The organism is Methylobacterium sp. AMS5 (genome assembly GCF_001542815.1).
Classification (GTDB): domain Bacteria; phylum Pseudomonadota; class Alphaproteobacteria; order Rhizobiales; family Beijerinckiaceae; genus Methylobacterium.
This window is the reverse complement of record NZ_CP006992.1, coordinates 795338-817612: the sequence shown is the minus strand read 5'-3', so window position 1 is coordinate 817612 and position 22275 is coordinate 795338. Positions and strand designations below refer to the sequence as shown.

At 67.6% G+C, this 22275-nt stretch carries 20 protein-coding genes and 1 tRNA gene; 12 read left to right on the top strand and 9 right to left on the bottom strand.

Features of this window, described 5'->3' with window-relative positions; genetic code table 11:
* Positions 1–44 precede the first annotated feature (44 nt).
* Positions 45–1121, bottom strand: a complete 1077-nt coding sequence (locus tag Y590_RS03835; RefSeq protein ID WP_060768722.1) for a DUF3800 domain-containing protein — start codon at positions 1119–1121, stop codon at positions 45–47.
* A 318-nt stretch (positions 1122–1439) separates the two neighbouring features.
* Positions 1440–1515 (bottom strand) — tRNA-Glu (locus tag Y590_RS03830).
* A gap of 299 nt (positions 1516–1814) precedes the next feature.
* On the opposite strand from Y590_RS03830, the gene Y590_RS03825 reads away from it, so the two are divergent.
* On the top strand, positions 1815–2807 hold the full coding sequence (locus Y590_RS03825) for an RluA family pseudouridine synthase (RefSeq protein WP_060768721.1): 993 nt from the start codon (positions 1815–1817) through the stop codon (positions 2805–2807).
* A 209-nt stretch (positions 2808–3016) separates the two neighbouring features.
* Positions 3017–3466 carry a GNAT family N-acetyltransferase gene (locus tag Y590_RS03820; protein ID WP_060768720.1) on the top strand — a complete coding sequence of 150 codons (450 nt, stop codon included), beginning with the start codon at positions 3017–3019 and terminating at the stop codon, positions 3464–3466.
* 36 nt (positions 3467–3502) lie between these two features.
* On the opposite strand, the gene Y590_RS03815 is transcribed toward Y590_RS03820, so the two are convergent.
* Positions 3503–3715, bottom strand: coding sequence for a hypothetical protein (locus Y590_RS03815; protein ID WP_245517637.1), 213 nt, complete (start codon positions 3713–3715; stop codon positions 3503–3505).
* A gap of 491 nt (positions 3716–4206) precedes the next feature.
* On the opposite strand from Y590_RS03815, the gene Y590_RS03810 reads away from it, so the two are divergent.
* Positions 4207–6213, top strand: coding sequence for a putative bifunctional diguanylate cyclase/phosphodiesterase (locus Y590_RS03810; protein ID WP_060768719.1), 2007 nt, complete (start codon positions 4207–4209; stop codon positions 6211–6213).
* 264 nt (positions 6214–6477) lie between these two features.
* A complete protein-coding gene (gene rpoH / locus Y590_RS03805) occupies positions 6478–7371 on the top strand; it encodes an RNA polymerase sigma factor RpoH (protein ID WP_060768718.1) in 894 nt (297 codons plus the stop codon).
* Between the two features lie 160 nt (positions 7372–7531).
* On the opposite strand, the gene Y590_RS26220 is transcribed toward rpoH, so the two are convergent.
* From Y590_RS26220 to purB, 6 genes are all read right to left on the bottom strand, one after another.
* Complete coding sequence (locus Y590_RS26220) at positions 7532–7930, bottom strand: hypothetical protein (RefSeq protein WP_144439916.1); 399 nt, start codon at positions 7928–7930, stop codon at positions 7532–7534.
* A gap of 461 nt (positions 7931–8391) precedes the next feature.
* Positions 8392–9867 carry a hypothetical protein gene (locus tag Y590_RS03800; protein ID WP_060768717.1) on the bottom strand — a complete coding sequence of 492 codons (1476 nt, stop codon included), beginning with the start codon at positions 9865–9867 and terminating at the stop codon, positions 8392–8394.
* A gap of 41 nt (positions 9868–9908) precedes the next feature.
* A complete protein-coding gene (locus Y590_RS03795; RefSeq protein WP_060768716.1) occupies positions 9909–11201 on the bottom strand; it encodes an adenylosuccinate synthase in 1293 nt (430 codons plus the stop codon).
* A 188-nt stretch (positions 11202–11389) separates the two neighbouring features.
* Entirely contained in the window at positions 11390–11707 is a 318-nt protein-coding gene (locus tag Y590_RS03790; protein WP_060768715.1) for a hypothetical protein, read from the bottom strand.
* 71 nt (positions 11708–11778) lie between these two features.
* Entirely contained in the window at positions 11779–12636 is an 858-nt protein-coding gene (locus Y590_RS03785) for a D-amino-acid transaminase (protein ID WP_060768714.1), read from the bottom strand.
* A gap of 57 nt (positions 12637–12693) precedes the next feature.
* Positions 12694–14001 (bottom strand): adenylosuccinate lyase, encoded by a 1308-nt coding sequence (gene purB, locus Y590_RS03780; protein ID WP_060768713.1) that lies wholly within the window; start codon positions 13999–14001, stop codon positions 12694–12696.
* Between the two features lie 162 nt (positions 14002–14163).
* On the opposite strand from purB, the gene moaB reads away from it, so the two are divergent.
* From moaB to Y590_RS03740, 8 genes are all read left to right on the top strand, one after another.
* Entirely contained in the window at positions 14164–14721 is a 558-nt protein-coding gene (gene moaB, locus Y590_RS03775) for a molybdenum cofactor biosynthesis protein B (protein ID WP_060768712.1), read from the top strand.
* 257 nt (positions 14722–14978) lie between these two features.
* The gene (locus Y590_RS03770) at positions 14979–15341 is read left to right on the top strand and encodes an energy transducer TonB (protein WP_060772139.1); all 363 of its coding nucleotides are present in this window, start codon (positions 14979–14981) and stop codon (positions 15339–15341) included.
* 84 nt (positions 15342–15425) lie between these two features.
* Complete coding sequence (locus tag Y590_RS03765; protein ID WP_060768711.1) at positions 15426–17771, top strand: Orn/Lys/Arg family decarboxylase; 2346 nt, start codon at positions 15426–15428, stop codon at positions 17769–17771.
* Positions 17771–18385 (top strand): GNAT family N-acetyltransferase, encoded by a 615-nt coding sequence (locus Y590_RS03760; protein WP_060768710.1) that lies wholly within the window; start codon positions 17771–17773, stop codon positions 18383–18385. The genes Y590_RS03765 and Y590_RS03760 overlap by 1 nt, the downstream gene beginning before the upstream one ends.
* Positions 18386–18576: 191 nt before the next feature.
* Positions 18577–19260: a ribulose-phosphate 3-epimerase gene (gene rpe, locus Y590_RS03755; RefSeq protein ID WP_060768709.1), complete on the top strand. Its 684-nt coding sequence runs from the start codon at positions 18577–18579 to the stop codon at positions 19258–19260.
* Entirely contained in the window at positions 19254–20015 is a 762-nt protein-coding gene (locus tag Y590_RS03750) for an HAD-IA family hydrolase (RefSeq protein ID WP_060768708.1), read from the top strand. The genes rpe and Y590_RS03750 overlap by 7 nt, the downstream gene beginning before the upstream one ends.
* A gap of 188 nt (positions 20016–20203) precedes the next feature.
* Positions 20204–21343, top strand: coding sequence for an OpgC family protein (locus tag Y590_RS03745; RefSeq protein ID WP_060768707.1), 1140 nt, complete (start codon positions 20204–20206; stop codon positions 21341–21343).
* Positions 21262–22248, top strand: coding sequence for an SGNH/GDSL hydrolase family protein (locus Y590_RS03740; RefSeq protein ID WP_060768706.1), 987 nt, complete (start codon positions 21262–21264; stop codon positions 22246–22248). The genes Y590_RS03745 and Y590_RS03740 overlap by 82 nt, the downstream gene beginning before the upstream one ends.
* Positions 22249–22275 lie beyond the last annotated feature (27 nt).

Genomic DNA, 22275 nt, shown 5'->3' with positions numbered 1-22275 from the left:
CGCCCAGTGATCGGATAACGGGCGAGGGCTCGGGTTGCTGCAGGTCAGCTCGATGAGGGGGACCGGCGAACCACGGCCTCCACGATGCGATCGACGGCGTCGGGTCCCTCGGCACGAGCGGGGGGACCCGAGATGAACTCGTCGCCCGCGTCGATGGGATAGACCAGAACTTCGCCAAGTCCCGATTCGACCGCCTGCTCCACAAAGACTCTGAAGTCGGGGGTTGGCTGCGCGGCCGCCGCGCGGCTCAGGACGCCGGCCACCAAGTCGCACAACTGTATGGAGGGGCAGTCGTGGCTGTGTGCGCTCACCGTGGCCGTGACAGGGATCGGCAGGTTCATCGTCTTGGCGCCGACCGTGATGGTCACGGCATCGACGTCGGGGTTCGTAATCGCCTCCCACCTCGCTGATTGCCCGAAAAAGTGCAGGCTTTCGTCGTGAATGACCTCGAACGGCCCTTGATGCCGCTGCAACCAATGCCCCATGCACTCGACCGCGGCCGTCACGTGAATCTCGTTTGAATCCTCGAAGGAATCGAGGTCGTTGAGCGCGGCGAAGTGCCGAGCTCCCTCTTCCATGAGGTCGAGCGTGACCCCGGATCCGTATGGCGCATCCCGACGAGCGCCGACCAGGGCCGCATGCAACGTCGCCAGCTTCGCTGTGTCGGGGGCTCTGGCGAATTCGTTGTAGGTGGACAAGAGACCGTCCGCCACCGGCCGGGCGAGGAGGTTTGTGAACACGAAATACGCCGAGTTGGCGAAGCGCCGCGCATAATCGCCCGAATAGAAGTCGTAGCCTTTCGCCCGCAACAGCGGCTCGACGAGATTGTCGACCATCTTGCAAACAAGGGTGAAGCGTTTGCCGATTTTCACGGCACAGAAGCTGTCGGGCCGCCTACCCACCTCCCGGGCGAAGTCGAGGAACTGGCGACGGCCGCGGCCGCCCTTGAGAATGGATCTGGACTTGAGTTCTTTTCCCTGCCGGCCCGGGAAGCAGCGAGCGATGATCTCCGCAGCCTCGGCCTCACAGATGTCGGTGCTCGCAAGGGTGAACCACGGCTGCGCCTCGTCGAAGAGGTGCGTTCCGGTCTGCCCACTTTCGTCGAAGAAAAGCTTTTGCACGGGGACGCCCCTCCGATCTCGGTCGTTAGCCGGTAGCTGAGGGATCACGTTCCGTTTGCGCCGCCGACGTCTGACTTCAGCGTCCGCGTGACCGATCTGATGAACTGGTTGAACATGTCTTCGTAGGGAAGTGCTTCCCACAGGTTTGCTCTGGAATACCACCTTTGGTGTCCAGCAAACTGCACGTTGTTGTTTAGGCTTGTTGCAGATTGTAAAATCTAAAACCGCAGTTTCAAATGCAAATACTAACTAAGTGCTGTTAAGGAGAGACAAGCAAGCGTCGGTGCAATAAATAATATCGGTAGAAGCCAAATAAATTGGCGCTCCCTAGGGGACTCGAACCCCTGTTTTCGCCGTGAGAGGGCGACGTCCTGGGCCACTAGACGAAGGGAGCCCATATATTCCTAGCGCCAAACTAGGAGTACACTTGCAGGAACCGGTGGTCAACCCCATCCGATCAGGACTGTAGCAACTTCCAAGGGCCTTGGGAGGCAACTTGGTAGGGCTACCAACTCTAAGCCCTTGCACCTACACACTTGGTAGGATGGTAGGGGTATAAAGACCTCCTAGACCGCTAGACGATGGGAGCTTCCGGGCCGACGGGGGTTCGTATAGCGAGGCATCCCGGACCCCGCAAGCGCTTTCCGGGGCGAAATGACGAGAATCCTCACGGTGTCCTCCACGGTGCTTTCCATGGTCCCCGGCGCGGACGAGGCGCGTAGCCTCGTGCTCGACGAGGGAACCGTTCCCGAGCGGCTCGACCGCGTCCTTGCCCGCGTCTTCGACGACCTTTCCCGTGCCCGGCTCCAGGGATTGGTGCGCGAGGGCCTCGTGCGCTGCGACGGGATCGTGGTGCGCGATCCCGCGCGCAAGGTCGGGGCCGGCAGCCGGATCGATCTCAGCGTCCCGGCGCCGCTTCCCGCCGAGCCGCTCGGCGAGGCTTTGCCGCTCGCCGTCGTCCATGAGGACGAAGATCTCATCGTCATCGACAAGCCGGCAGGGCTCGTCGTTCACCCGGCGGCGGGGCACGAGGACGGCACCCTCGTCAATCGGCTGATCGCGCATTGCGGGGCGAGCCTGTCCGGTATCGGCGGCGTGCGCCGGCCCGGCATCGTCCACCGCCTCGACAAGGACACGAGTGGCCTGCTCGTCGTCGCTAAGAACGACCTTGCCCATCAGGGCCTTTCGGCCCAGTTCGCCGACCATGGCCGCAGCGGCGCCCTGGAGCGGGCCTATCTCGCTCTGGTCTGGAACGTGCCGGAACCACGGGCCGGCACGATCCGGGCGAACCTCGCGCGCTCGCGCCACAATCGCGAAAAGATCGCCGTGGTCCGCGAGGGCGAGGGGCGGGAGGCGATCACCCACTACCGGGTCGAGGACGTGCACGGGGAGAGTGGCGTCACGGCCTTGCTGCGCTGCCACCTGGAAACCGGGCGCACCCACCAGATCCGGGTGCATTTGAGCCATCGCGGCCATCCGCTCCTGGGAGACGCGGTCTATGGTGGCGCCTTCAAGACCAAGGCGGCTCGGCTCAGCGAGCCCGCTCGTGCCGCCCTGGACGCCCTCGGGCGGCAGGCCTTGCACGCGGTCGAACTCGGATTTCTCCATCCACGCTCCGGAGAGCGCCTGCGCTTCGAGAGCCCGCTGCCGGAGGATCTTTCGCGGCTGCTGGCCACCCTCGGCTGAGACGACCCGCGGCCCTCAGGGCGCCGGGCCCCCGGCAGGGTGAGGCGCCCCGAACCACCTCTGCGGCAACCTGCGCGGGCCCGGAAAACCACATCGCCTTGCCTCTCGGCCCGCCGCCGTGAAACACCCGCGCCATCGGGTCCATGGAGCAGCGCAGGTTGCTCGGGTGCCGTGGCGCAGGTTGGAAATGACATCGGGCGGAGGAGCTGTTGGGAAGCCGATACGGGCTGGAGATCCGCTCGGCGCTGCCGGCCGATGCACCGGGGCTTGCGGAGCTGTTGAGCGCCTCGGGCCATCCCGTGCCCTCGCATGTGCTGGCCGAGCAGCTCGAGGTGCTCCGGTATGGCCACGGCACGGCGCTGCTCGCCCTCGAATGGGGGCCGCCGAGCGGGATCGTGGTGCTGCACTGGTATCCGGTGCTCGAGCAGGCCTCGCCGGTGGCGCAGATCACGATGCTGCTGGTCGCTCCGGACGGGCGCCGCCGCGGCGTCGGCCGCCAGTTGCTGAAGGCCGCCTCGCAAGCCGCGCGGATGGCGGGCTGTGGCACGATCCAGCTTCTTGCCGTCACGGAGGAGACCGGCCTGCCGGAATTCTGCGGCGCCACCGGCTTCGTGCCGCGCGCGGGCTGTTTCGTGCGCCCCTTGCGCAAGAAGGGGTGACGGGCGGCTCCGGTGGGTCGAGCACCGGACTGCGGTTTACAGGTGGAGGAAGGGCAGATCGAGCGGCCGCGGGCCGTCATGTCGGCGGAGCGACCGGAGCTGTGGCGTTCGTTGCGCCCAATGCGCGTCGAAGCGGTCCGAGGCGCGCCCGACGAGGAGCGTCAACCCATCGAGCGCGGCGCTCAAACCGCCGACGCCGGAGCGAAGGCCGTTGCCGAAAACCTGACCGACCGAATGGAAAACGCGCATGACGTCCTCTGTGAGCGGGATGAATGCGGCGCTCGGGCCACCGGATACCCGGATAAGTAGAGTTCCGGATCGCGGTTGGAACGCGACCGAAGGTGGCATCGCGCGACCGGAACTTCCTCGCGCCCGAGGGTGCGCCACGCCAGCCGCCCGATCACCGATCCTCTGGCCGCCGAATGGGGCCGCGCAGCGGGCGTTCTGTGAGCGACACTTCACCCGCGTCGGTCCAGCCGGGATGCCGACCGATCACCGCAGTTTCCAGCGTGGCGGGACGCCAGGCATTAGAGCGCGGCTGCCCCGGTCATCTCGGTATCGCCCTGACTCTTGTCGAAGGATCATTCCAGACGAACGTAAGGTTAGGTCTGTCATGGCGTCGCCGGCGCGTCATCTCGACGTGCCGCCGGATGATGAAGCTCTTCTCAACCATCTGTTACGTCTTTGCGCGTAAAGGCAGTGTGCTTCATCTCCGAAGCGTCCGACCCGGACTCGTCCTCATGCGCTCACGTTCGAGCACCGAGCCGCATCTCGACAGGCTGATCCGCCGCGATCAGCTCGAGGCGGTGCGCGCCAGCGTGCAGCAGGCCCTGCCCGTCAACGCGCTTCTCGGTCTGGCCGGCTTCCTGGTCGCCCTGCATTCGGGGCACGGTGCCATCGGTGCCCTCTGGTTTTCCGCCTCCACCGCCGTCAACGGGTTGCGCTTCGGGTTGTGCCGCGCGCCCTGTGCGGGGCTGGCGATGTCTCCCGGCCGGGCTCCGATTTCCGAAGGGGCCGCGGTCCGCTCGATCGACCGGCACCTGTGGCTGGCATGCCTTGCCGCGCTCCTCTCCGGCTCGGTCTGGGCCTTCCTGCCGATCCTGTGCGACGGCTACACCTCGGCGCAGACGCTGTTCTATCTTACCGTCACCTGCGGAATCACGGCCGGTGCGGTGACCCACGGCATCGCCTACGCGCGGATCCCGATCTCATTCATCATGCCGCCGCTCCTCTCGGTCGCGGGGTGCCTGCTCGCCGTCGGCGGTTTCGACCGGATCTGCCTCGCGGCCACCGTGCTGTTGTACCTGGCCGCGCTGATCCGCAGCTCGATCGCGACCGAGCGGGGATTCCGGGAGACCAGCCGCTTGAAGAACGAGGCGACCGCGCTCGCCGAGGCGCGCAAGGCCGCCCATGCGAGCGCGAGCGCGCTGGCGGAGGAAATGCGCGAGCGCGCGACGCATGACGGGCTGACCGGCCTCTTGAACCGCGCGGGCTTCGTCCAGCGGGCGGAGGAGCGGCTGGCGGCGGGGGCGCCGGTCTGCCTGATGCTGCTCGACCTCGACGGCTTCAAGTCCGTCAACGACGTCTACGGCCACTCCACCGGGGACCGCGTTCTGACCGAGGTCGCCCGGCGCATCCAGGTCGCCGTGCCGGTGGATTGCGACGCCGCCCGTCTCGGAGGAGACGAGTTCGCCCTCGTCTACGACAGTCATCGGGTGACCGAGAGCCCGGCCGTCCTCGCGGAACGCCTGATCCGGACCGTGGCCGAACCGTTCGAAAGCTTCGACACGGGCCGGCTGGGCATGAGCATCGGCATCTGCCACCGTCCGGCGGACAGCCTGACACATCTGCTGAGTTGCGCCGACGAGGCGCTCTATGCCGCCAAGCATTCGGGCCGCAATCACTTCCGCCTGTTCGACGATGGGCTCAGCACGCGCCTGGAGATGCGGCGCGACTGCGAGCGCGATCTCTCGCAGGCCCTGGCCGAGGGAGAGTTGGACGTGTGGTTCCAGCCGATCTTCGGACCGGACGGTCACCGCGTGACCAACCTGGAGGCGCTGGTGCGCTGGCACCACCCGGTGCATGGCTGGGTGCCGCCCGCCGACCTGATCTCCGCCGCCGCCATGGCGGGTCTGACGGAATCGCTGCTGCGCTTCATCCTGGAGCAGGTCTGCGCGATGCTGTGCGCGCTGCGAGCGCGGGGGCTTCACGACCTCTCGGTGGCGATGAACGTCTCGCCACGGGAGATGGCGCAGATCGCGGTCGATGAGATCGTGCTCGGGCGGCTCCGAGTCCTCGGCCTGCCGGCGACGGCCCTGGAAATCGAGATCACCGAGGAGACGGCGCTCGACATCGAGGCGGTGCAGGGCAAGCTGCTGGCGCTGTCGCGGGCCGGCATCCGGATGGCGCTCGATGATTTCGGGACCGGCTACTCGTCCCTGGCCTCGGTGCGCCAGTTACGGGCCGACCGGGTCAAGATCGACCGCAGCCTCGTGACCGGTTTGACCGAGGCCGAGGACAAGCGCGGCCTCGTCCAGGCGGTGCTCGGTCTCGGCCGGGCGCTCGGTCTCGAAGTCGTGGCCGAGGGTATCGAGACGGCGGACGATCTTGCCACGCTTCAGACCATGGGCTGCCCCTTCATGCAGGGCTACCATCTCGGCCGCCCGCAACCGCGAGAAGACGTCCTGCGCTTCCTCGATGCGTGTCTCGGCGCGGATGTTCAGGCGTTTCGCCTGCGCGGGGCGTGAGGCGCCTTATCCAAGCAGGCCGAGCCTGTTCACGCGAAGCATCGAGAGGGGGCTAAGAAAGGTGCGTTTCGGCACAGCGACCCCTGTGCGCCCATGACACGTTAAACCCGGACTCCGGTTCGCGCGTTGGACCCTGCGTGAACAGCGTTGGTCGCTACCGGGCATGACGGATTTCCATTAAGATGGGGAGCGGCGTGGTCGGCTCAAGAGAGCGGCCATTCGCTTGGAGCCCGCCCGACAGGGGGGCTGTTGAAGGAGGTGCACATGGCCGGCGCTCTGCCCGTGCTCGCCAATGAGGGAGGCCTTTCGCGCTACCTCGATGAGATCCGCAAGTTCCCGATGCTGGAGCCGGCGGAAGAGTTTACCCTTGCCAAAAGCTGGCGGGACGACGGTGACCGCGAAGCCGCCCACCGCCTCGTGACGTCGCACCTACGTCTCGTGGCCAAGATCGCCATGGGCTATCGCGGCTATGGCCTGCCGATCAGCGAAGTGGTGTCCGAGGGCAATGTCGGCTTGATGCAGGCCGTCAAGCGCTTCGATCCGGACAAGGGCTTCCGGTTGGCCACCTACGCGATGTGGTGGATCAAGGCGGCGATCCAGGAATACATCCTGCGCTCGTGGTCGCTCGTGAAGATGGGCACCACCGCCAACCAGAAGAAGCTGTTCTTCAACCTGCGCAAGGCGAAGAGCCGCATTTCGGCGCTCGACGAAGGCGACCTGCGCCCCGATCAGGTCCAGCACATCGCCACCTCGCTCGGCGTGCCCGCGCAGGACGTGATCGACATGAACCGCCGCCTGTCCGGCGACACCTCGCTCAACGCGCCCTTGCGCGAGGAGGGCGAGGGCGAGTGGCAGGATTGGCTGGTGGACAACAGCCCGAGCCAGGAGACCGTGCTCGCCCGCGAGGAAGAGGGGCGCAACCGTCTCTCGGCCCTGCGCGACGCGCTCGGCGTGCTGAACCCGCGCGAGCGGCGCATCTTCGAGGCGCGGCGGCTGGCCGACGACCCGATCACCCTGGAGGATCTCTCGGGCGAGTTCGGCGTCTCGCGCGAGCGTGTCCGTCAGATCGAGGTGCGCGCCTTCGAGAAGGTGCAGGAGGCGGTCAAGCGCAACCTCGCGACCCGCGAATTGCCCCGGACCGAGGCGCGGATTTCGTAAGGCTGCGAGGGTGTTGCCCGCCCGGTTCGATCCGAGACCGAAAAAGCCCGGCCCATGATGGGCCGGGCTTTTTTTCGTCAGTCACGACGCCGTTGCGGCCTGCGAGCGACCATTCGTTAACAGCCCGCTCGATGGTCAGGCCGCATTCAGCGCTCGTGTGCTATGAGTATTCGTGGCCGCTCGGTTCGATTTCCTCCAGTTTTTCCGAAAACCTGCCACGAGATTCAAATAAAAAAAGTGCTGTTTGTGCTGTCGAGGCAATTCGCTGGGGCCATCCGCTTCTTATAAAACTGTCCATGTCCGCTCTTGCGGATTTATCCGAAATTGCTTCGTTTAGTAGATCAAGTGTCTTGGATAAGGCGATCTTCTCTTTTTCTGTAATTACCTCGTTCGGAGGGAATGTCGGGTAATCAGGCATCCAATCGAAAAGGATCTGGAGATATTCATCGATCCCCAAGAGAGACAAGGTGTCCTCCCAATCCGCAAGACAAAACAGCTCTTCCATCATCCGATTGCGATAGCGCTGGCTGAGCAGCCGATCTGACGGGTTGTCAGTCATGGCGTCGTACTCATCGTCGGATACAAGATTTGTTCGGAGGACGGTTATCCGCCTCGACATGAGTGTTCGTAGCCGACGTCTCTCCGCTGTCAAAACCCCGCATGTCCGAGTTCGTCCGCGACGGTCGCTACGGGGTCGGCTCCAACTTGCATCCCGGCAGGGCGTCTCCCTCGTGAGAGCGGGGTGGGCGACGGGTCAGGCGAGTGCTGTCCATCCGGATCATGTGCAGCATCGCTGACAGCTTGCGAGCCACCGCAACCTGCACCTTCTGCGGCCGGACCGTGCGGCGCGCCGCAGATCCCGTTGCCGCAGCGGAAACGGGCGATCGATCCGCGTCAGAACCATGTTGGCGGTATGGCGCTGCTCATGCGTGGAAAACCACAGCGAGCATGCGCCCGCGCGCTTCATCAAGCACCAACGCGACGCTTGCTGTTACCCATGCCACCTCTTCCGGCGGCGCCTCAGTCGCGCCACTGCGCGAAGGCGCCCTGCAGGGCCTGGGTGCCGGCCGCGCCCTTTTCGAAGCTGATGACCGCCCGCTGGCCGTTCGCGTAAGTCAGGGCCAGATCGAACCAGTTCTTGTGCAGCAACAACTCGGTGTTGCGGTCCACGTCGCTCTTCAGCGACGACAGGCCGATCAGGAACAGGTTCTCGCGCACCCGCACCGGCAGGCCCGAGACCGGGGAGCCGCGGGAGGCTTCCTCGTCCTTGAGTTGGAGCAAGCCGATATTCTGCACCGCGCGCTTGGCGCCGGCATCCGCGTTGTTGGTGAAGGCGAGTTCGACGGTATGAGACGCGGGCAGCGTCGCGTCCAGATTCTTGCGCATGGTCATTGCCAGCGTCAGCCCCGCTTCCGGGAATTCCACGTTGACGCGGAGCGCCGTCTGCAAGGGCTCGCCCTGTTCGCCGTTCACCGCTTCCAGCCGCCAGACCGTATGGCCGTTGGTGGCGATCGGCTGCGCGCGCGCGTCGCTCTGGTTCTCCTCGTAGAGAATCGCCCGCTGCGAGACCGTCACCTCCGGCTGGGCCGGAGCGGTGCCGGGAGCGGCAGGCTTCGGCCGGGCCTCGGCCTCGTTGCGCTCGGCCCCGACCCGATCCGAGAACTTCGCGTCCGGCTGCTCGGCCGGCGTTTCCTGCTCGGCCGCGCTCTGCTGGAGATCGGAGGGTTGGTCGCGCAGGAAGAATGCCGCCACCGCGATCAGCGCGATCACCGCCGCGAGCACGCCGCCGACGAACAGGTTGCGCAGCAGGCGCGGACGCCCCTCGGGCGGCGTCACCACGTCGATGCGCGGGCGCTGACGGCCGTTGCCCGCCTCGCCGGCACCGTTCGTCTCGGGCGAGGCCGGACCGGCACTCGCCTCGGCCTCGGACGCGACGGCGGCCGGCTCGGGCCCGGCTACTGCCGGAATGAAACCGTCCTCGTTCGCCGGCTCAGGCTTTGCGGCCTCGTCGGTTCTCGACCGGCGGGGCGGCGGCATGAAGGGCACCGTCTCGGCCGGCGGCTTCGGCTCGGCGGGTCCGATATCCGATCCGATCCCGGCCGGCACCGAGGCCGGCGGCAGAACCAGCGGCTCGTCGGAATTCTGCGGCGGCTCCGGTTCCGGCAGCGTCGGCGGCAGGGGGCCGGGCGAGAGCGGCTCGGGCCGGGTCGGTTCAGGCGGCGGGGGAGGGGGCGGCTCCGGTGCGGTTGCCGCAGGCTCCTCGGCCGGCATCGGCGCCGCGGGCGGCGCCTCGTATTCCGCCTCGAGGCGGCCGATCGCCGTGTCGAGCGCTTTGCGTTCGAGGTCGATGTCCGCTTCCGGCACCGGCGGGTCGAGCGAGCGGAGCTGCGCGATCAGCGCACTGCGCGCACGGTCGTAGACCGCCCGGCGCAGGGCCGGGGAACGGTCGGGCAGAGCGTCGAGCGCGCGTGCCAGCAACGGATAATAGTCGGCCATCGTGCCCGGATCTGCCTGTCTCTCCCCGTCGTTCCGGGACTTTAATCCTCGAAGGGGTTGTGCATGAGGATGGTGTCGTCGCGCTCCGGCGAGGTGGAGAGCAGCGCCACCGGCGCGCCGATCAGCTCCTCGATCCGGCGCACATACTTGATCGCCTGCGCCGGCAGGTCGGCCCAGGAGCGGGCGCCCGCGGTGGTGCCGCTCCAGCCGGGGATCGTCTCGTAGACCGGAACGGCACGCTGCTGCGCCGCCTGGCTCGCGGGGAGATGGTCGAAGCGCTGCCCGTCGATGTCGTAGGCGGTGCAGACCCGGATCTCGTCGAAGCCGTCGAGCACGTCGAGCTTGGTCAGCGCGATGCCGTCGATGCCTGAGGTCTTGACGGTCTGGCGCACGAGGCAGGCGTCGAACCAGCCGCAGCGGCGCTTGCGCCCGGTGACGGTGCCGAATTCGTGGCCGCGCTCGCCGATGCGCTGGCCGATTTCGTCGTGCAGCTCGGTCGGGAACGGGCCCTCGCCGACGCGTGTGGTGTAGGCTTTGGCGATGCCGAGCACGTAGCCGATGGCGCGCGGGCCGAGGCCCGAACCGGTCGCCGCCTGTCCCGCCACCGTGTTGGAGGAGGTGACGAACGGGTAGGTGCCGTGATCGACGTCGAGGAGCGCGCCCTGCGCGCCCTCGAACAGGATGCGCTTGCCGCCCCGGCGCGCCTCGTCGAGCAGGCGCCAGACGGTGTCCTGATACGGCAGCACCCGCTCGGCGATCCCCGTCAGCTCATCGAGGATCGTCTGCTCGGAGATTTCCTCGAGGCCGAAGCCGCGGCGCAGGGCGTTGTGGTGGGCGAGCAGCCGCTCGATCTTCGGCGGCAGGGTCTCGGGCTCAGCCAGATCCATCAAGCGGATCGCCCGGCGGCCGACCTTGTCCTCGTAGGCCGGGCCGATGCCGCGCTTGGTCGTGCCGATCTTGGTGCCGGGCGCTCCGTCCTCGCGCAGGGCGTCGAGTTCGCGGTGGAGCGAGAGGATCAGAGTGGCGTTGTCGGCCACGCGAAGGTTCTCGCGCGTCACCCTCACGCCCTGGCCGGCGAGCCGGTCGATCTCGGAAGCGAGCGCATAGGGGTCGAGCACCACGCCGTTGCCGATCACGCCGAGCGTATTCGGGCGGACCACCCCGGAGGGCAGCAGGGAGAGCTTGTAGACAGCCTCGCCGACCACGAGCGTGTGGCCGGCATTGTGACCGCCCTGGAAGCGGACGACGACGTCGGCCTGCTCCGAGAGCCAATCGACGATCTTGCCCTTGCCCTCGTCGCCCCACTGGGCGCCTACGACGACGACGTTCGCCATGCGCGTCTGACCTGTCTCGAACTCGCGGGCGCGGGCGCCAAGCGGTTGCGCCACGCGCGAAAACCCCGGCCATCAGGTCGGGGATCGGGCATACCGGGCGCGTCTTTCGGCGATCTGGGCAGGCAGGTCAAGCGAAGCGGCCCGTTACCGCTGGGGACCGCTCCGCATGGCTGATGTGTGGTCTCGGGTTATTTGGCGTTGCCCGGCGGCTTGATGACGGGGGTGGAGTTCGGCGTCGGCTCGGGCGCGATCGTTTTGATCTCGGGATCGACGCCGGCGGGCGGCTTGATCACGCCGTCGGATTTCTCGAGCTTCTCGCTCAGCGTGGCGCCGGAATTGCCGCTTTCGGGTCTGACCTTTTCCGGCACCTGATCCTGGGGGGCAGGCAGCTTCGGGTCGCTGTCCTGCCCGCGCTGCGGCACCGACGGGTCCTGGGCGAAGGCCGCGCCGCTCGCGAGGGCAGCCAACAGGGCGGCAACGCGTACCGCATTCTTGGATAGGGTCATTGCGTCCTCAGTGGTCCTTTGGGAACCAACGGGTGCGCGCGCCTTCGCGTTCCTGTCAGGCTGAGCCCGGTTTAAGACTCGGATTGCTCGGCGAAGGCGAAGTACAACGCGCGCAGGCGTCGCGCCACCGGGCCGGGCCGCCCGTCGCCGAGGGGTTTGCCGTCGATTTCCACCACCGGCATCACGAAGGCCGAGGCCGAGGTGTAGAAGGCTTCCGCCGCGTCCGGCAGCTCCCGGGCGTTGATGAGTCGCTCCTCGAAGCTGAGGCCGGTCTCTTCCGCCAGCGCCAGCACCGCCTTGCGGGTGATGCCGGGCAGGACCGCATGAGAGAGCGGACGCGTCACCAGGGCGCCGCCCTTTGTGACGATGAAGACGGTGGAGGACGAGCCCTCCGTCACGACTCCGTCCTCGATCATGAAGGCCTCGGCGACGCCGGCCTCCGAGGCCTGCTGCTTGGCGAGAACCTGGGCGAGAAGCGCCACGGACTTGATGTCCCGCCGCTTCCAGCGCAGGTCCGGCACGGTGATCGCCCGCGCGCCGGTCTCGGCCATCGGGTTGTTCACGATGGATTTCTCCTGCGTGAACATCACCACGGTCGGGGCCACGTCCCCCTTCGGAAACGAGAAGTCGCGCTCGGCCGCGCCCCGCGTGACCTGGATATAGACGAGGCCCTCGCGCACGCCGTTCTTCGCGACGAGGTCCGTCTCCAGCCGCTCCCATTCCTCGGCCGTATGAGGATTGCGGATGCCGATCTCGGCGAGCGAGCGGTCGAGCCGGGCGAGATGCCCGGCATTGTCAACGAGGCGGCCGTGCAGCACGGCGGCGACCTCGTAGATCCCGTCGGCGAACAGGAAGCCGCGGTCCATCACCGGCACGCGGGCTTCGTCCAGGGGCAGGAATTCGCCGTTCAGGTAGGCGGTGCGGCTCATGGCAATACTCGATCGTTCGTCGTCGGCGAGCGCGAAGCAGGTTCCGTGCAGGATCGATCAGGCTTCCCCGAACACGCGCGAAAAAATCGTGTCGACGTGCTTGAGGTGGTAGCCGAGGTCGAAGCACTCTTCGATCTGTTCCGGCTTCAGCACGGCGGTCACCTCAGGATCGGCCTTGAGCAGGGTGAGGAAATCGCCCTCGCCGCGCCAGACCGGCATCGCGTTGCGTTGGACCAGCCGGTAGGCGTCCTCCCGCGAGACGCCGCCCTGTGTCAGCGCCAGCAGCACCCGCTGCGAGTGGACGAGGCCGCCGAGCCGGTCGAGGTTCTTCTGCATCTGCTCGGGGTAGATCAGCAGCTTGTCGATCACGCCGGTGAGCCGGGCGAGCGCGAAATCGAGGGTCACCGTCGCGTCCGGGCCGATCATGCGCTCGACCGAGGAATGCGAGATGTCCCGCTCGTGCCAGAGCGCGACGTTCTCCAGCGCCGGGGTCACGTAGCCGCGCACCATGCGGGCGAGCCCGGTGATGTTCTCGGTGAGAACCGGGTTGCGCTTGTGCGGCATCGCCGAGGAGCCCTTCTGCCCCTCGGAGAAGAACTCTTCCGCCTCCAGCACTTCCGTGCGCTGCAGGTGGCGCACTTCCGTGGCCAACCGCTCCATGGAGCTGGCGATCACGCCGAGTACGGCGAAGAACATGGCGTGGCGGTCGCGCGGGATCACCTGGGTCGAGACCGGCTCCGGTGCGAGGCCCATCTGCTCGGCGACGTATTCCTCCACCCGCGGGTCGATATTGGCGAAGGTGCCGACCGCCCCCGAGATCGCGCAGGTCGCGACCTCTTTACGTGCGGCGATGAGCCGGTCCTTCGCTCTCGCGAACTCGGCATAGGCCTGGGCGAGCTTGAGGCCGAAGGTGACGGGCTCGGCATGGATGCCGTGCGAGCGGCCGATGGTGGGGGTGAGCTTGTGCTCGAAGGCGCGCCGCTTCAGCGCGGCCAGCAGCGCGTCGAGATCCTTGATCAGGATGTCGGCGGCCTTGGTGAGCTGCACGTTGAGGCAGGTATCGAGCACGTCGGACGAGGTCATGCCCTGGTGGACGAAGCGCGCCTCCGGCCCGACGATCTCGGCCAGATGCGTGAGGAAGGCGATGACGTCATGCTTCGTCACCGCCTCGATCGCGTCGATGCGCGCGACGTCGAAGCTTGCATCGCGGCCCTTCTCCCAGACCTTCTCGGCGGCCTCCTTCGGCACGACGCCGATCTTGGCCAGAGCCGTGGTGGCGTGGGCCTCGATCTCGAACCAGATCCGGAACCGGCTCTCCGGCGACCAGATCGCGGTCATCTCGGGACGGGAGTAGCGGGGGATCATCGTTTTCAGTGCCTCGGACGTGTCGCGATTTCGCGAAATCGCCCCGCGCGTAGCACGGCGCAGCCCAGCGCCTCAACGCGTCGCCCTGCCGAGATGTGCATGGCTCCCCCGCGACGTCAGGCGACGGTTGACCCGCCGCAGCCACGGGACAACATCGACCGTATGACCAGCGAGCCGACGCCCCGCGCCTTCATCCCCCTCGCCATCGCCGTGCTGACGGTCTCCGACACCCGTGTGCTCGCCGATGATAAGTCTGGCGACACCCTGGCCGCCCGGATCACGGGGGCGGGGCATCGGCTTGCCCAGCGGGACATCGTGCCGGACGAGATCGTGTCGATTCGCGAGAAGGTCGAGGGCTGGATTCACGATCCCAGCATCGACGTGATCCTGACCACCGGCGGCACCGGCTTCACCGGCCGCGACGTGACCCCGGAGGCGATCGAACCGCTGTTCGAGAAGCGGATGGACGGCTTCTCGGCGGTCTTCCACCGCATCTCCTACGACAAGATCGGCACCTCGACCCTTCAGTCGCGGGCGACCGCGGGCGTGGCGGGGGCGACCTACATCTTCGTGCTGCCGGGCTCGCCCGGCGCCTGCAAGGACGCCTGGGACGGCATCCTCGCGAGCCAGCTCGACTATCGTCACCGCCCCTGCAACTTCGTCGAGATCATGCCGCGTCTCGACGAGCACCTGCGCCGGGGCGCCGCCGCGACGATCTGAGCCGCCCAGCGACGCCGTCGTCGGCGTCCGCTGCGCAGGCGCGACGCGTCAGCCCCATCGGCTTTGCGGCCCCATGGCGAACCCATGCCGGCGTGATCCAAAATGTCGCGGCGGTACCGTCATTTGGCGGTACTTCGCGTCACGGGTGGCGTTACGGTCCGGGAGGGCCGGGCTTCGCGCCACCGCATCGAGCCGGGGCGGGTATCCCCCGAAGACGGCGCCACGCGGCGCCCTTCTTGTTCACGGAGTCGCTGTCCTTGCTCCCGCTTCCCGTTCGGCCCCTTCTCCTTACGGCGCTGATGCTGAGCGCGCCGCTCGCGCCGGCCTCCGCCGCGCCGCGGGTCGATGCGCGGGCCAGGGCCTGGGTGGCCGGAATCGTCAACCGCATCGGGATGGCGGATCGCACCGCGGCGCCGGGCCGGGGCGGGCAGGTCACGGTTCGGGTGCGGATCGAGGCCGATGGCGCACTCGGCGGGATCGTGCTTGAAGACGGGCCGGCGGTGCTCGGCGAGCGCGCCGCCCGCGCCGTGGAGGCAGCCGCCCCCTTTCCGCCGCCGCCCGCCGGGCTGCTGACCCTCGAAGGTTTCACCGAACTCAGCTTTCCCCTCACGCTGCGGTGACGGCGCCCATCGCCATCATGTCATCGAATCGTCGCGGATGGGCCGGAAAGGCTGGGGTTCCGTTCGTGAGAAGAGCCGCGTTCCATGGATTTTCACCGCCGTTTCACCGTGCTGATGTGCACGCCCGCCTTCGATCCGGATGATCTGGAGGGCGCGCGCGTCGATCAGATCGTCGCGGCGGTGGAGAAGCGCGGCTTCGAGGTGGTGCGGGCGCGGCGCGTCGAGGATGCCTCGATCGCGGTGCAGACCGATTCGGCCGTCGGCTGCCTCGTGGTGGATTGGGGCAAGCGCGGACTCGAGGGCAAGGCGGCCGCGCTCATCGACATGATGCGCAAGCGCGGCCTGGAGATGCCGATCGTCATCATGGTCCGCCGCAAGCGGCTGGAGGACATCCCCGTCGAGCTGCTCGACTTCATCGACGGCTACATCTTCCTCGCCGAGGAGACGCCCGAATTCATCGCCCGCGGCCTCGTCTCCCGCGTGACGCAGTATGCCGACACGCTGAAGACGCCGTTTTTCGGCGCGCTCGTCGATTACGCCGAGGAGGGCAACCAGCTCTGGACCTGCCCCGGCCATAACGGCGGCATCTTCTACAACCGCTCGCCCATCGGCCGCATCTTCGTGGAGCATCTCGGCGAGGCGATCTTTCGCGATGACCTCGACAACTCGGTGCTCGATCTCGGTGACCTGCTGACCCACGAGGGGCCCGCGCTCAAGGCGCAGAAGGAGGCCGCGAAGATCTTCGGGGCGGAGAAGACCTATTTCGTCCTCAACGGCACCTCGGCCTCCAACAAGGTGGTGCTGGGCTCGCTGGTGGCCGAGGACGACCTCGTCCTGTTCGACCGCAACAACCACAAGGCCGCCCATCACGGCGCGCTGCTGCTGGCCGGCGGCATCCCGATCTTCCTCGAGACGGACCGCAATGCTTACGGTTTGATCGGGCCGATCTATCACGAGGCGCTCGACGAGGGGCGCATCCGCGAAAAAATCCGCGACAACCCGCTCGTGAAGGACAAGGAAGCGTGGCGCCGCGAGCGACCGTTCCGCTGCGCCGTGATCGAGCAATGCACCTATGACGGCACGATCTACGACGCGCAGGCGATCGTCGAGCGCATCGGCCATCTGTGCGACTACATCCTGTTCGACGAGGCCTGGGCGGGCTTCATGAAGTTCCATCCGCTCTACCATCGCCGCTTCGCCATGGGCCTGACCGGGCTCGACGAGACGTCGCCGGGCATCATCGCCACGCAATCGACCCACAAGCAGCTCGCCAGCTTCTCCCAGGCCTCCCAGATCCACACCCGCGACGGGCACATCCGCGGCCAGACCCGGCGGGTCGAGCACAAGCGCCTGAACGAGAGCTTCCTCGTCCACGCCTCGACCTCGCCGTTCTACCCGATCTTCGCCTCGCTCGATGTCGGCGCGCAGATGATGAAGGGCCGCTCCGGCGTCGTGCTGTGGGACGACACGATCCGCCTCGGCATCGAGTGGCGCAAGAAGGCCCGCGCCATCCGCAAGGAGTTCGAGGAGCGCGAGGCCGACCCGAAGCGGCGCTGGTTCTTCGACCCCTTCGTGCCCGACGTGGTGAAGGGGCCCGACGGCACGGAGATCCCGTGGGAGTCCGTGCCGACCGACGCTCTGGCCGCCGACGCCCGCTACTGGGAGCTGACGCCGGGCGCGGCGTGGCACGGCTTCACCCATGTCGCGCCGGGCTTTGCCATCACCGACCCCAACAAGCTCACCGTGCTCACCCCCGGCTTCGACCGGAAGACGGGGGCCTATACCGAGCACGGCGTGCCGGCGCCGATCGTCGCGCAATACCTGCGCGAGAACCGGATCGTGCCGGAGAAGAACGACCTCAACTCGCTGCTCTTCCTGCTGACGCCGGGCGTCGAATCGTCGAAGGCGGGCACGCTCATCTCCGGCCTCGTCGCCTTCAAGCGGCTGCACGACGACAACGTGCCGCTCGAAGAGGCGATGCCGGAATTCGTCGCACGCCGGCCCAAGCGCTACCGCGGCGTGCGCCTGCGCGACCTCTGCGCCGATTACCACGCCTTCCATCGCGAGTCGGGCACCTCGGCGCTCCAGCGCAAGCAGTTCATGCCCGAGCACCTGCCGGAGATGGTGATGGCGCCCAAGGCCGCCGCGCAGATGCTCACCCGCAACCGGGTCGATTACGTGCCGATCGCGGAGGCCGAGGGGCGCATCGCCACGACCCTGATGCTGGTCTATCCGCCCGGCATCGGCACCGTGCTGCCCGGCGAGCGCCTCGACGCGCGGGCCAAGCCGATGCTCGACTATTTCAAGATGTTCGAGGCGGCCGCCAACCTGTTCCCCGGCTTCGAGGCCGAGATCCAGGGCGTCTACCGCGAGAGCGACCCGGACGGGCGCATCCGCTTCCACACCTACGTCCTGCGCGAGGGCGCCTGATGGCGGAGGGCGCGGCGGCGATTCCAACTCACGCGGAGGTGGTGATCCGGCCCTCGTCGGATGCCGACGTGTCGGCGATGATCGCGATCTATGAGCGCCACATCCGCAAAGGCGTCGGCGATACCGGCGACTTCGAGGAGGAACGCCTGCTGCCCGACGAGCTGCGGCGGCGGCGCAAGACCATGCGCAGCAAGCGCCTGCCCCACCTCGTCGCCGAGCGGGGCGGGCAGATCGCCGGCTACGCCTACGCCGTGCCGTTCCGCAAGCGCCCGGCCTACCGCTACGCCCTCAAGCACTCGATCTACGTTCACCCGGACCACCTGCATGCGGGCATCGGGCGCCGGCTTCTGCCGGCGCTGATCGAGGCCTGCGCCGCGGGGGGCTACCGGCAGATGATCGGCTACATCGACGCGAGCAACGAGGCCTCCCTGCGCCTGCACGAGGCCTGCGGGTTCGCGCGCGTCGGCTACCTTCCGGCGATCGGCTACAAGTACGGGCGCTGGAGTGACAGCGTCATCGTGCAGTGTCCGCTGGGGACCGGGGCGGAAGACCAACCCTCCGCCTGGCACCGTCCGGAGCGGACGCGTGCCTTCCGGTTGTCGTCGACGTCCTGACGTCTTGGCCGGGCCGGCTCGGCGAAATCGGTGACGAATGCCGGCCTGCCCCCATCAGCGCCGGCATTTTTTGCGTGAAGCCAACGCGCAACTTTCCGTCCGATGCACTAGATCGGTTGCAGGACGCTTCTCCCTCCCAGGGCCGTCCGCGGTTTTCGCGGAATGGCACCGTGTTCGCTTCGAGCCGTTCCATGACCCTTCTCGCACCCTCGATCCTCGCCGCCGACTTCTCCAGGCTCGGTGAGGAGACGCGGGCGATCGCGCAAGCCGGCGCCGACTGGATCCATCTCGACGTGATGGACGGGCATTTCGTGCCCAACATCAGCTTCGGCCCGGCGGTGGTGAAGGCGCTGCGGCCGTGGACCGACAAACTCTTCGACGTACACCTGATGATCGCGCCGGCCGACCCCTACCTCGCCGCCTTCGCCGAGGCCGGCGCGGACGCGATCACGGTCCATGTCGAGGCGGGTCCGCACATCCACCGCTCACTCCAGACGATCCGGTCCTTGGGCAAGCGCGCGGGCGTGGCGCTCAACCCCGGCACGCCGGCCTCCGCTATCGAGCCGCTGCTCGACATGGTCGACCTCGTGCTGGTGATGACGGTCAATCCCGGCTTCGGCGGCCAGAGCTTCATTCATTCGTCTCTGGAGACCGTTGCGCGCATCAAGGCGATGACGGCGGGCCGCTCCATCGACATTTCGGTCGATGGCGGCATCACCCCGGAGACCGCCGGGCCCGCCGCGCAGGCCGGTGCCAACATCCTCGTCGCCGGCTCGGCCGCCTTCAAGGGCGGACCGACCCAGTACGAAAAAAACGTCGCGGCGATTCGCGAGGCGGCCCAATCGGCCACCGGGCGGGACGGCGTGCGATGCTGAAGGCGCTGATCTTCGACGTCGACGGGACGCTCGCCGAGACCGAAGACCTCCACCGCCAAGGCTTCAACCAGGCGTTTCGCGCGCTCGGCCTGCCCTGGCACTGGTCGCCGGAATTCTACGCCGAACTGCTCAAGGTGATGGGCGGCAAGGAGCGGCTCGTCCACTACATCGAGCGATACCACCCCGAGGAGGCACACGCGCTCAAGCGCCGGATGCCGGAGATCCACGATCTCAAGACGCGCCATTACGGCGCGTTGGCCGAGAGCGGCGGACTCTCGCTCCGTCCCGGCGTGCGGCGTCTGGTGGAAGAGGCGCGCGCGGACAACGTGCGGCTGGCGGTGGCGACCACCACGAGCCGGCCGAACATCGATCTCCTGCTCCGGCTCAATTTCCCGCACGACGCGCAGCCCTTCGACGTGATCGCCGCCGGCGACGAGGCGGCGCAGAAGAAGCCCGCCCCCGACATCTTCGCCCTTGCCGTCCACCGCCTCGGCATCGATCCGTCCGAAGCGATCGCTTTCGAGGATTCGGCGGCCGGCATCCGCTCGGCGCTCGCCGCCGGCCTGCCGGTTCTCGCCACCCGCAGCCGCTACACGCAGAGCCACCGGCTCGACGGCGCCTTCTCCGCCGTCTCCGATCTCGGCGAGCCGGACGCGCCGCACCAGCATCTTCAGGGTCATGCCTGGCCGGACGGCGTCGTCACCCTCGGCGCCCTGCGCCAGTGGCATGCGGGACACCTGCACGGCGCGGCCTGATCGGCCGTTCTCGCGCCCTCGTCACCGAACCACCGCTTTCCAATCCACCACGGCGCGGTCTATCAGGACGGCCGCCTTCCGCTCCGGGTCGCGGGTCCCGGAACGGCGCCGTACCGGTCGCCTCGCGCGCCGCGCGGGAGGCCGGGACCCTGCCGCTGCGACGTCACACCGCCGGACCGTGGAGCCTGATGCGCGAGCCGAACGCGATCGATTTCTGGCGCGGCTTCGCGCTGATCACGATTTTCATCAACCACATCCCCGGCAACGTCTTCGAGCGCTACACCTTCTCGCAATACGGCATCTCGGATGCCGCCGAGCTGTTCGTGTTCCTCGCCGGCTGGTCGATCGGGCTTGCCACCCGCGGGCGCGACGGCCAGCCGGAGCCGCGCCTCACCACGGTGCTGCGGCTTCTGTCGCGCACGATCGAGGTGTACCGCGCGCAACTCACCATCATGGCGCTGGCGCTGGCGCTGATCGCCGGATGCGCGCTCTATCTCGACAACCCGCTCATCCTCGAATGGCACAATGCCGGCGGCTTCTTCGCCGACCCGATCCAGACCATGGTCGGCGTCGTGCTGCTCACGCACCAACTCGGCTTCTTCAACATCCTGCCGCTCTACGTGGTGCTGATCGCCATCGCCCCGGCGGTGGTGTTGATCGGCCGGGTGAGCCGACTCCTGCTGCTGGCGCTCTCGCTGTCGCTCTACGGGGCGAGCCTCGTCTTCGAGTGGAACTTCCCCTCCTGGCCCGGCGAGGGCGATTGGTTCTTCGATCCGCTCTGCTGGCAATTGCTGCTGGTGCTCGGCTTCCTGTCGAACGAGGCGACGCGGGGCTCGGAGCGGCTGCAGCGCCTCTGGCCGCGGCTGATGCCGCTCGGCGTCGTCATCGTCACCGTCGGCGTCGTGCTCGCAGTGCTCGAATTGCGGCCCGATCCGATGCTCGCGCCGGAGCCGCGCCTCGTCTTCACCTTCGACAAGACCTATCTCTCGCCCGCCCGGCTGATCCATTTCTGCGGGATGGTGCTGGCCTTCCAGGGTGTCTACGCTCTCATCGCACCGCGCGTCGGGCGCCTTGCCCGCTTTCTGTCGGGTTTGGGGCGCAACTCGCTCGCGGTCTTCTCGATGGGATCGCTGTTGAGCCTCGCCGGACAGTTCGTGCGCTTCCAAACCGGCGGCGGTATCTTCGTTGACATTTCGGTCGTAGGCTTCGGCCTGATCGCACTGGGTTTCACCGCATGGTTCGTCGAATGGCGTTCCCGCAGACCGCGGCCGACGCGCAAGGCACCCGACGCCGCCTCGCCCGCCGACTCGCCGTCCTCCTCGGCCTGAGTCTCGCCTCGCCCGCCTTCGGCGAGACCTCGGGCGCCGCACCAATGCCGGCTGCACCGTCGACCGCGACGGTCGAGGCACTCGACCTGAGCCTGTCACCCGAATGCCGGGTGCCGGGCTCGAAGCTCTACACCCTGGCGCGGCTCAAGGCGGTCAAGGCCGCGCTCAAGGAGAAGCGGCCGATCCACGTCCTCTCCATCGGCTCCTCCTCGGCGGGGCTCGGCGCCTCCGCGAGCTATCCGGTGAAGCTGGAAAACGCCCTGGAGCAGGCGCTGCCCGACGTTCAGGTCGAGGTCGAGGCCCGCGGTCTGCCCGGCGAGGTCGCGAGCGGGGCGGGCGAGCGGCTGCGCTCCATGGTCGCCGAGATGGAGCCGGACCTCGTCGTCTGGCAGGTCGGCACCAACGATGCTCTGGCCCGCGTCGATATCGAGGCCTTCGGCGAGGCGCTCGACGAATCGGTGCAATGGGTGAAATCCCACGGCATCGACATCGTGCTCATCGACCCCGTCTTCACCGAGAGTCTGGCCGACGACGCCTATTACACCCAGATGGTGCGCACCGTGCAGGACGTCGCCCGCCGCGAGGCGGTGCCGCTGGTCCACCGCTACGCCGCAATGCGCTTCCTCTCGACCCAGCGCACCACCGAGGCGCACATGCTGGGCCGCCATTTCCGGCTCAACGATCTCGGCCTGCGCTGCATGGCCGAGCATGCCACGCGGGCGATCACCCTGTCGCTGCTCCAGCCGGATGCGGCCAAGGATGCGGCCAAGGATGCGGGCAAGATCGATCCGAATAAGACGGACGCGGTGAAGGCGGACCACGCCACGTCCGAAACCACGAAGCCCGATCCGGCCCAGACCGGAACGCCGGGCTCCGGACCAAGCCCGGCACCCAAGCAGCCGTAGGGCCGGCAGCCGACGTTTTGTGAGGCA

Bases quoted from the DNA above. Each gene is read 5' to 3' on its own strand.
- Y590_RS03740 (WP_060768706.1), top strand. From the start codon at position 21,262: ATGGCGTTCCCGCAGACCGCGGCCGACGCGCAAGGCACCCGACGCCGC.
- Y590_RS03760 (WP_060768710.1), top strand. From the start codon at position 17,771: ATGGCGGAGGGCGCGGCGGCGATTCCAACTCACGCGGAGGTGGTGATC.
- Y590_RS03825 (WP_060768721.1), top strand. From the start codon at position 1,815: ATGGTCCCCGGCGCGGACGAGGCGCGTAGCCTCGTGCTCGACGAGGGA.
- rpoH (WP_060768718.1), top strand. From the start codon at position 6,478: ATGGCCGGCGCTCTGCCCGTGCTCGCCAATGAGGGAGGCCTTTCGCGC.
- Y590_RS03750 (WP_060768708.1), top strand. From the start codon at position 19,254: ATGCTGAAGGCGCTGATCTTCGACGTCGACGGGACGCTCGCCGAGACC.
- moaB (WP_060768712.1), top strand. From the start codon at position 14,164: ATGACCAGCGAGCCGACGCCCCGCGCCTTCATCCCCCTCGCCATCGCC.
- Y590_RS26220 (WP_144439916.1), bottom strand. From the start codon at position 7,930: ATGACTGACAACCCGTCAGATCGGCTGCTCAGCCAGCGCTATCGCAAT.
- rpe (WP_060768709.1), top strand. From the start codon at position 18,577: ATGACCCTTCTCGCACCCTCGATCCTCGCCGCCGACTTCTCCAGGCTC.
- Y590_RS03785 (WP_060768714.1), bottom strand. From the start codon at position 12,636: ATGAGCCGCACCGCCTACCTGAACGGCGAATTCCTGCCCCTGGACGAA.
- Y590_RS03795 (WP_060768716.1), bottom strand. From the start codon at position 11,201: ATGGCGAACGTCGTCGTCGTAGGCGCCCAGTGGGGCGACGAGGGCAAG.
- Y590_RS03765 (WP_060768711.1), top strand. From the start codon at position 15,426: ATGGATTTTCACCGCCGTTTCACCGTGCTGATGTGCACGCCCGCCTTC.
- Y590_RS03745 (WP_060768707.1), top strand. From the start codon at position 20,204: ATGCGCGAGCCGAACGCGATCGATTTCTGGCGCGGCTTCGCGCTGATC.
- Y590_RS03815 (WP_245517637.1), bottom strand. From the start codon at position 3,715: ATGCGCGTTTTCCATTCGGTCGGTCAGGTTTTCGGCAACGGCCTTCGC.
- Y590_RS03790 (WP_060768715.1), bottom strand. From the start codon at position 11,707: ATGACCCTATCCAAGAATGCGGTACGCGTTGCCGCCCTGTTGGCTGCC.
- Y590_RS03800 (WP_060768717.1), bottom strand. From the start codon at position 9,867: ATGGCCGACTATTATCCGTTGCTGGCACGCGCGCTCGACGCTCTGCCC.
- purB (WP_060768713.1), bottom strand. From the start codon at position 14,001: ATGATCCCCCGCTACTCCCGTCCCGAGATGACCGCGATCTGGTCGCCG.
- Y590_RS03810 (WP_060768719.1), top strand. From the start codon at position 4,207: ATGCGCTCACGTTCGAGCACCGAGCCGCATCTCGACAGGCTGATCCGC.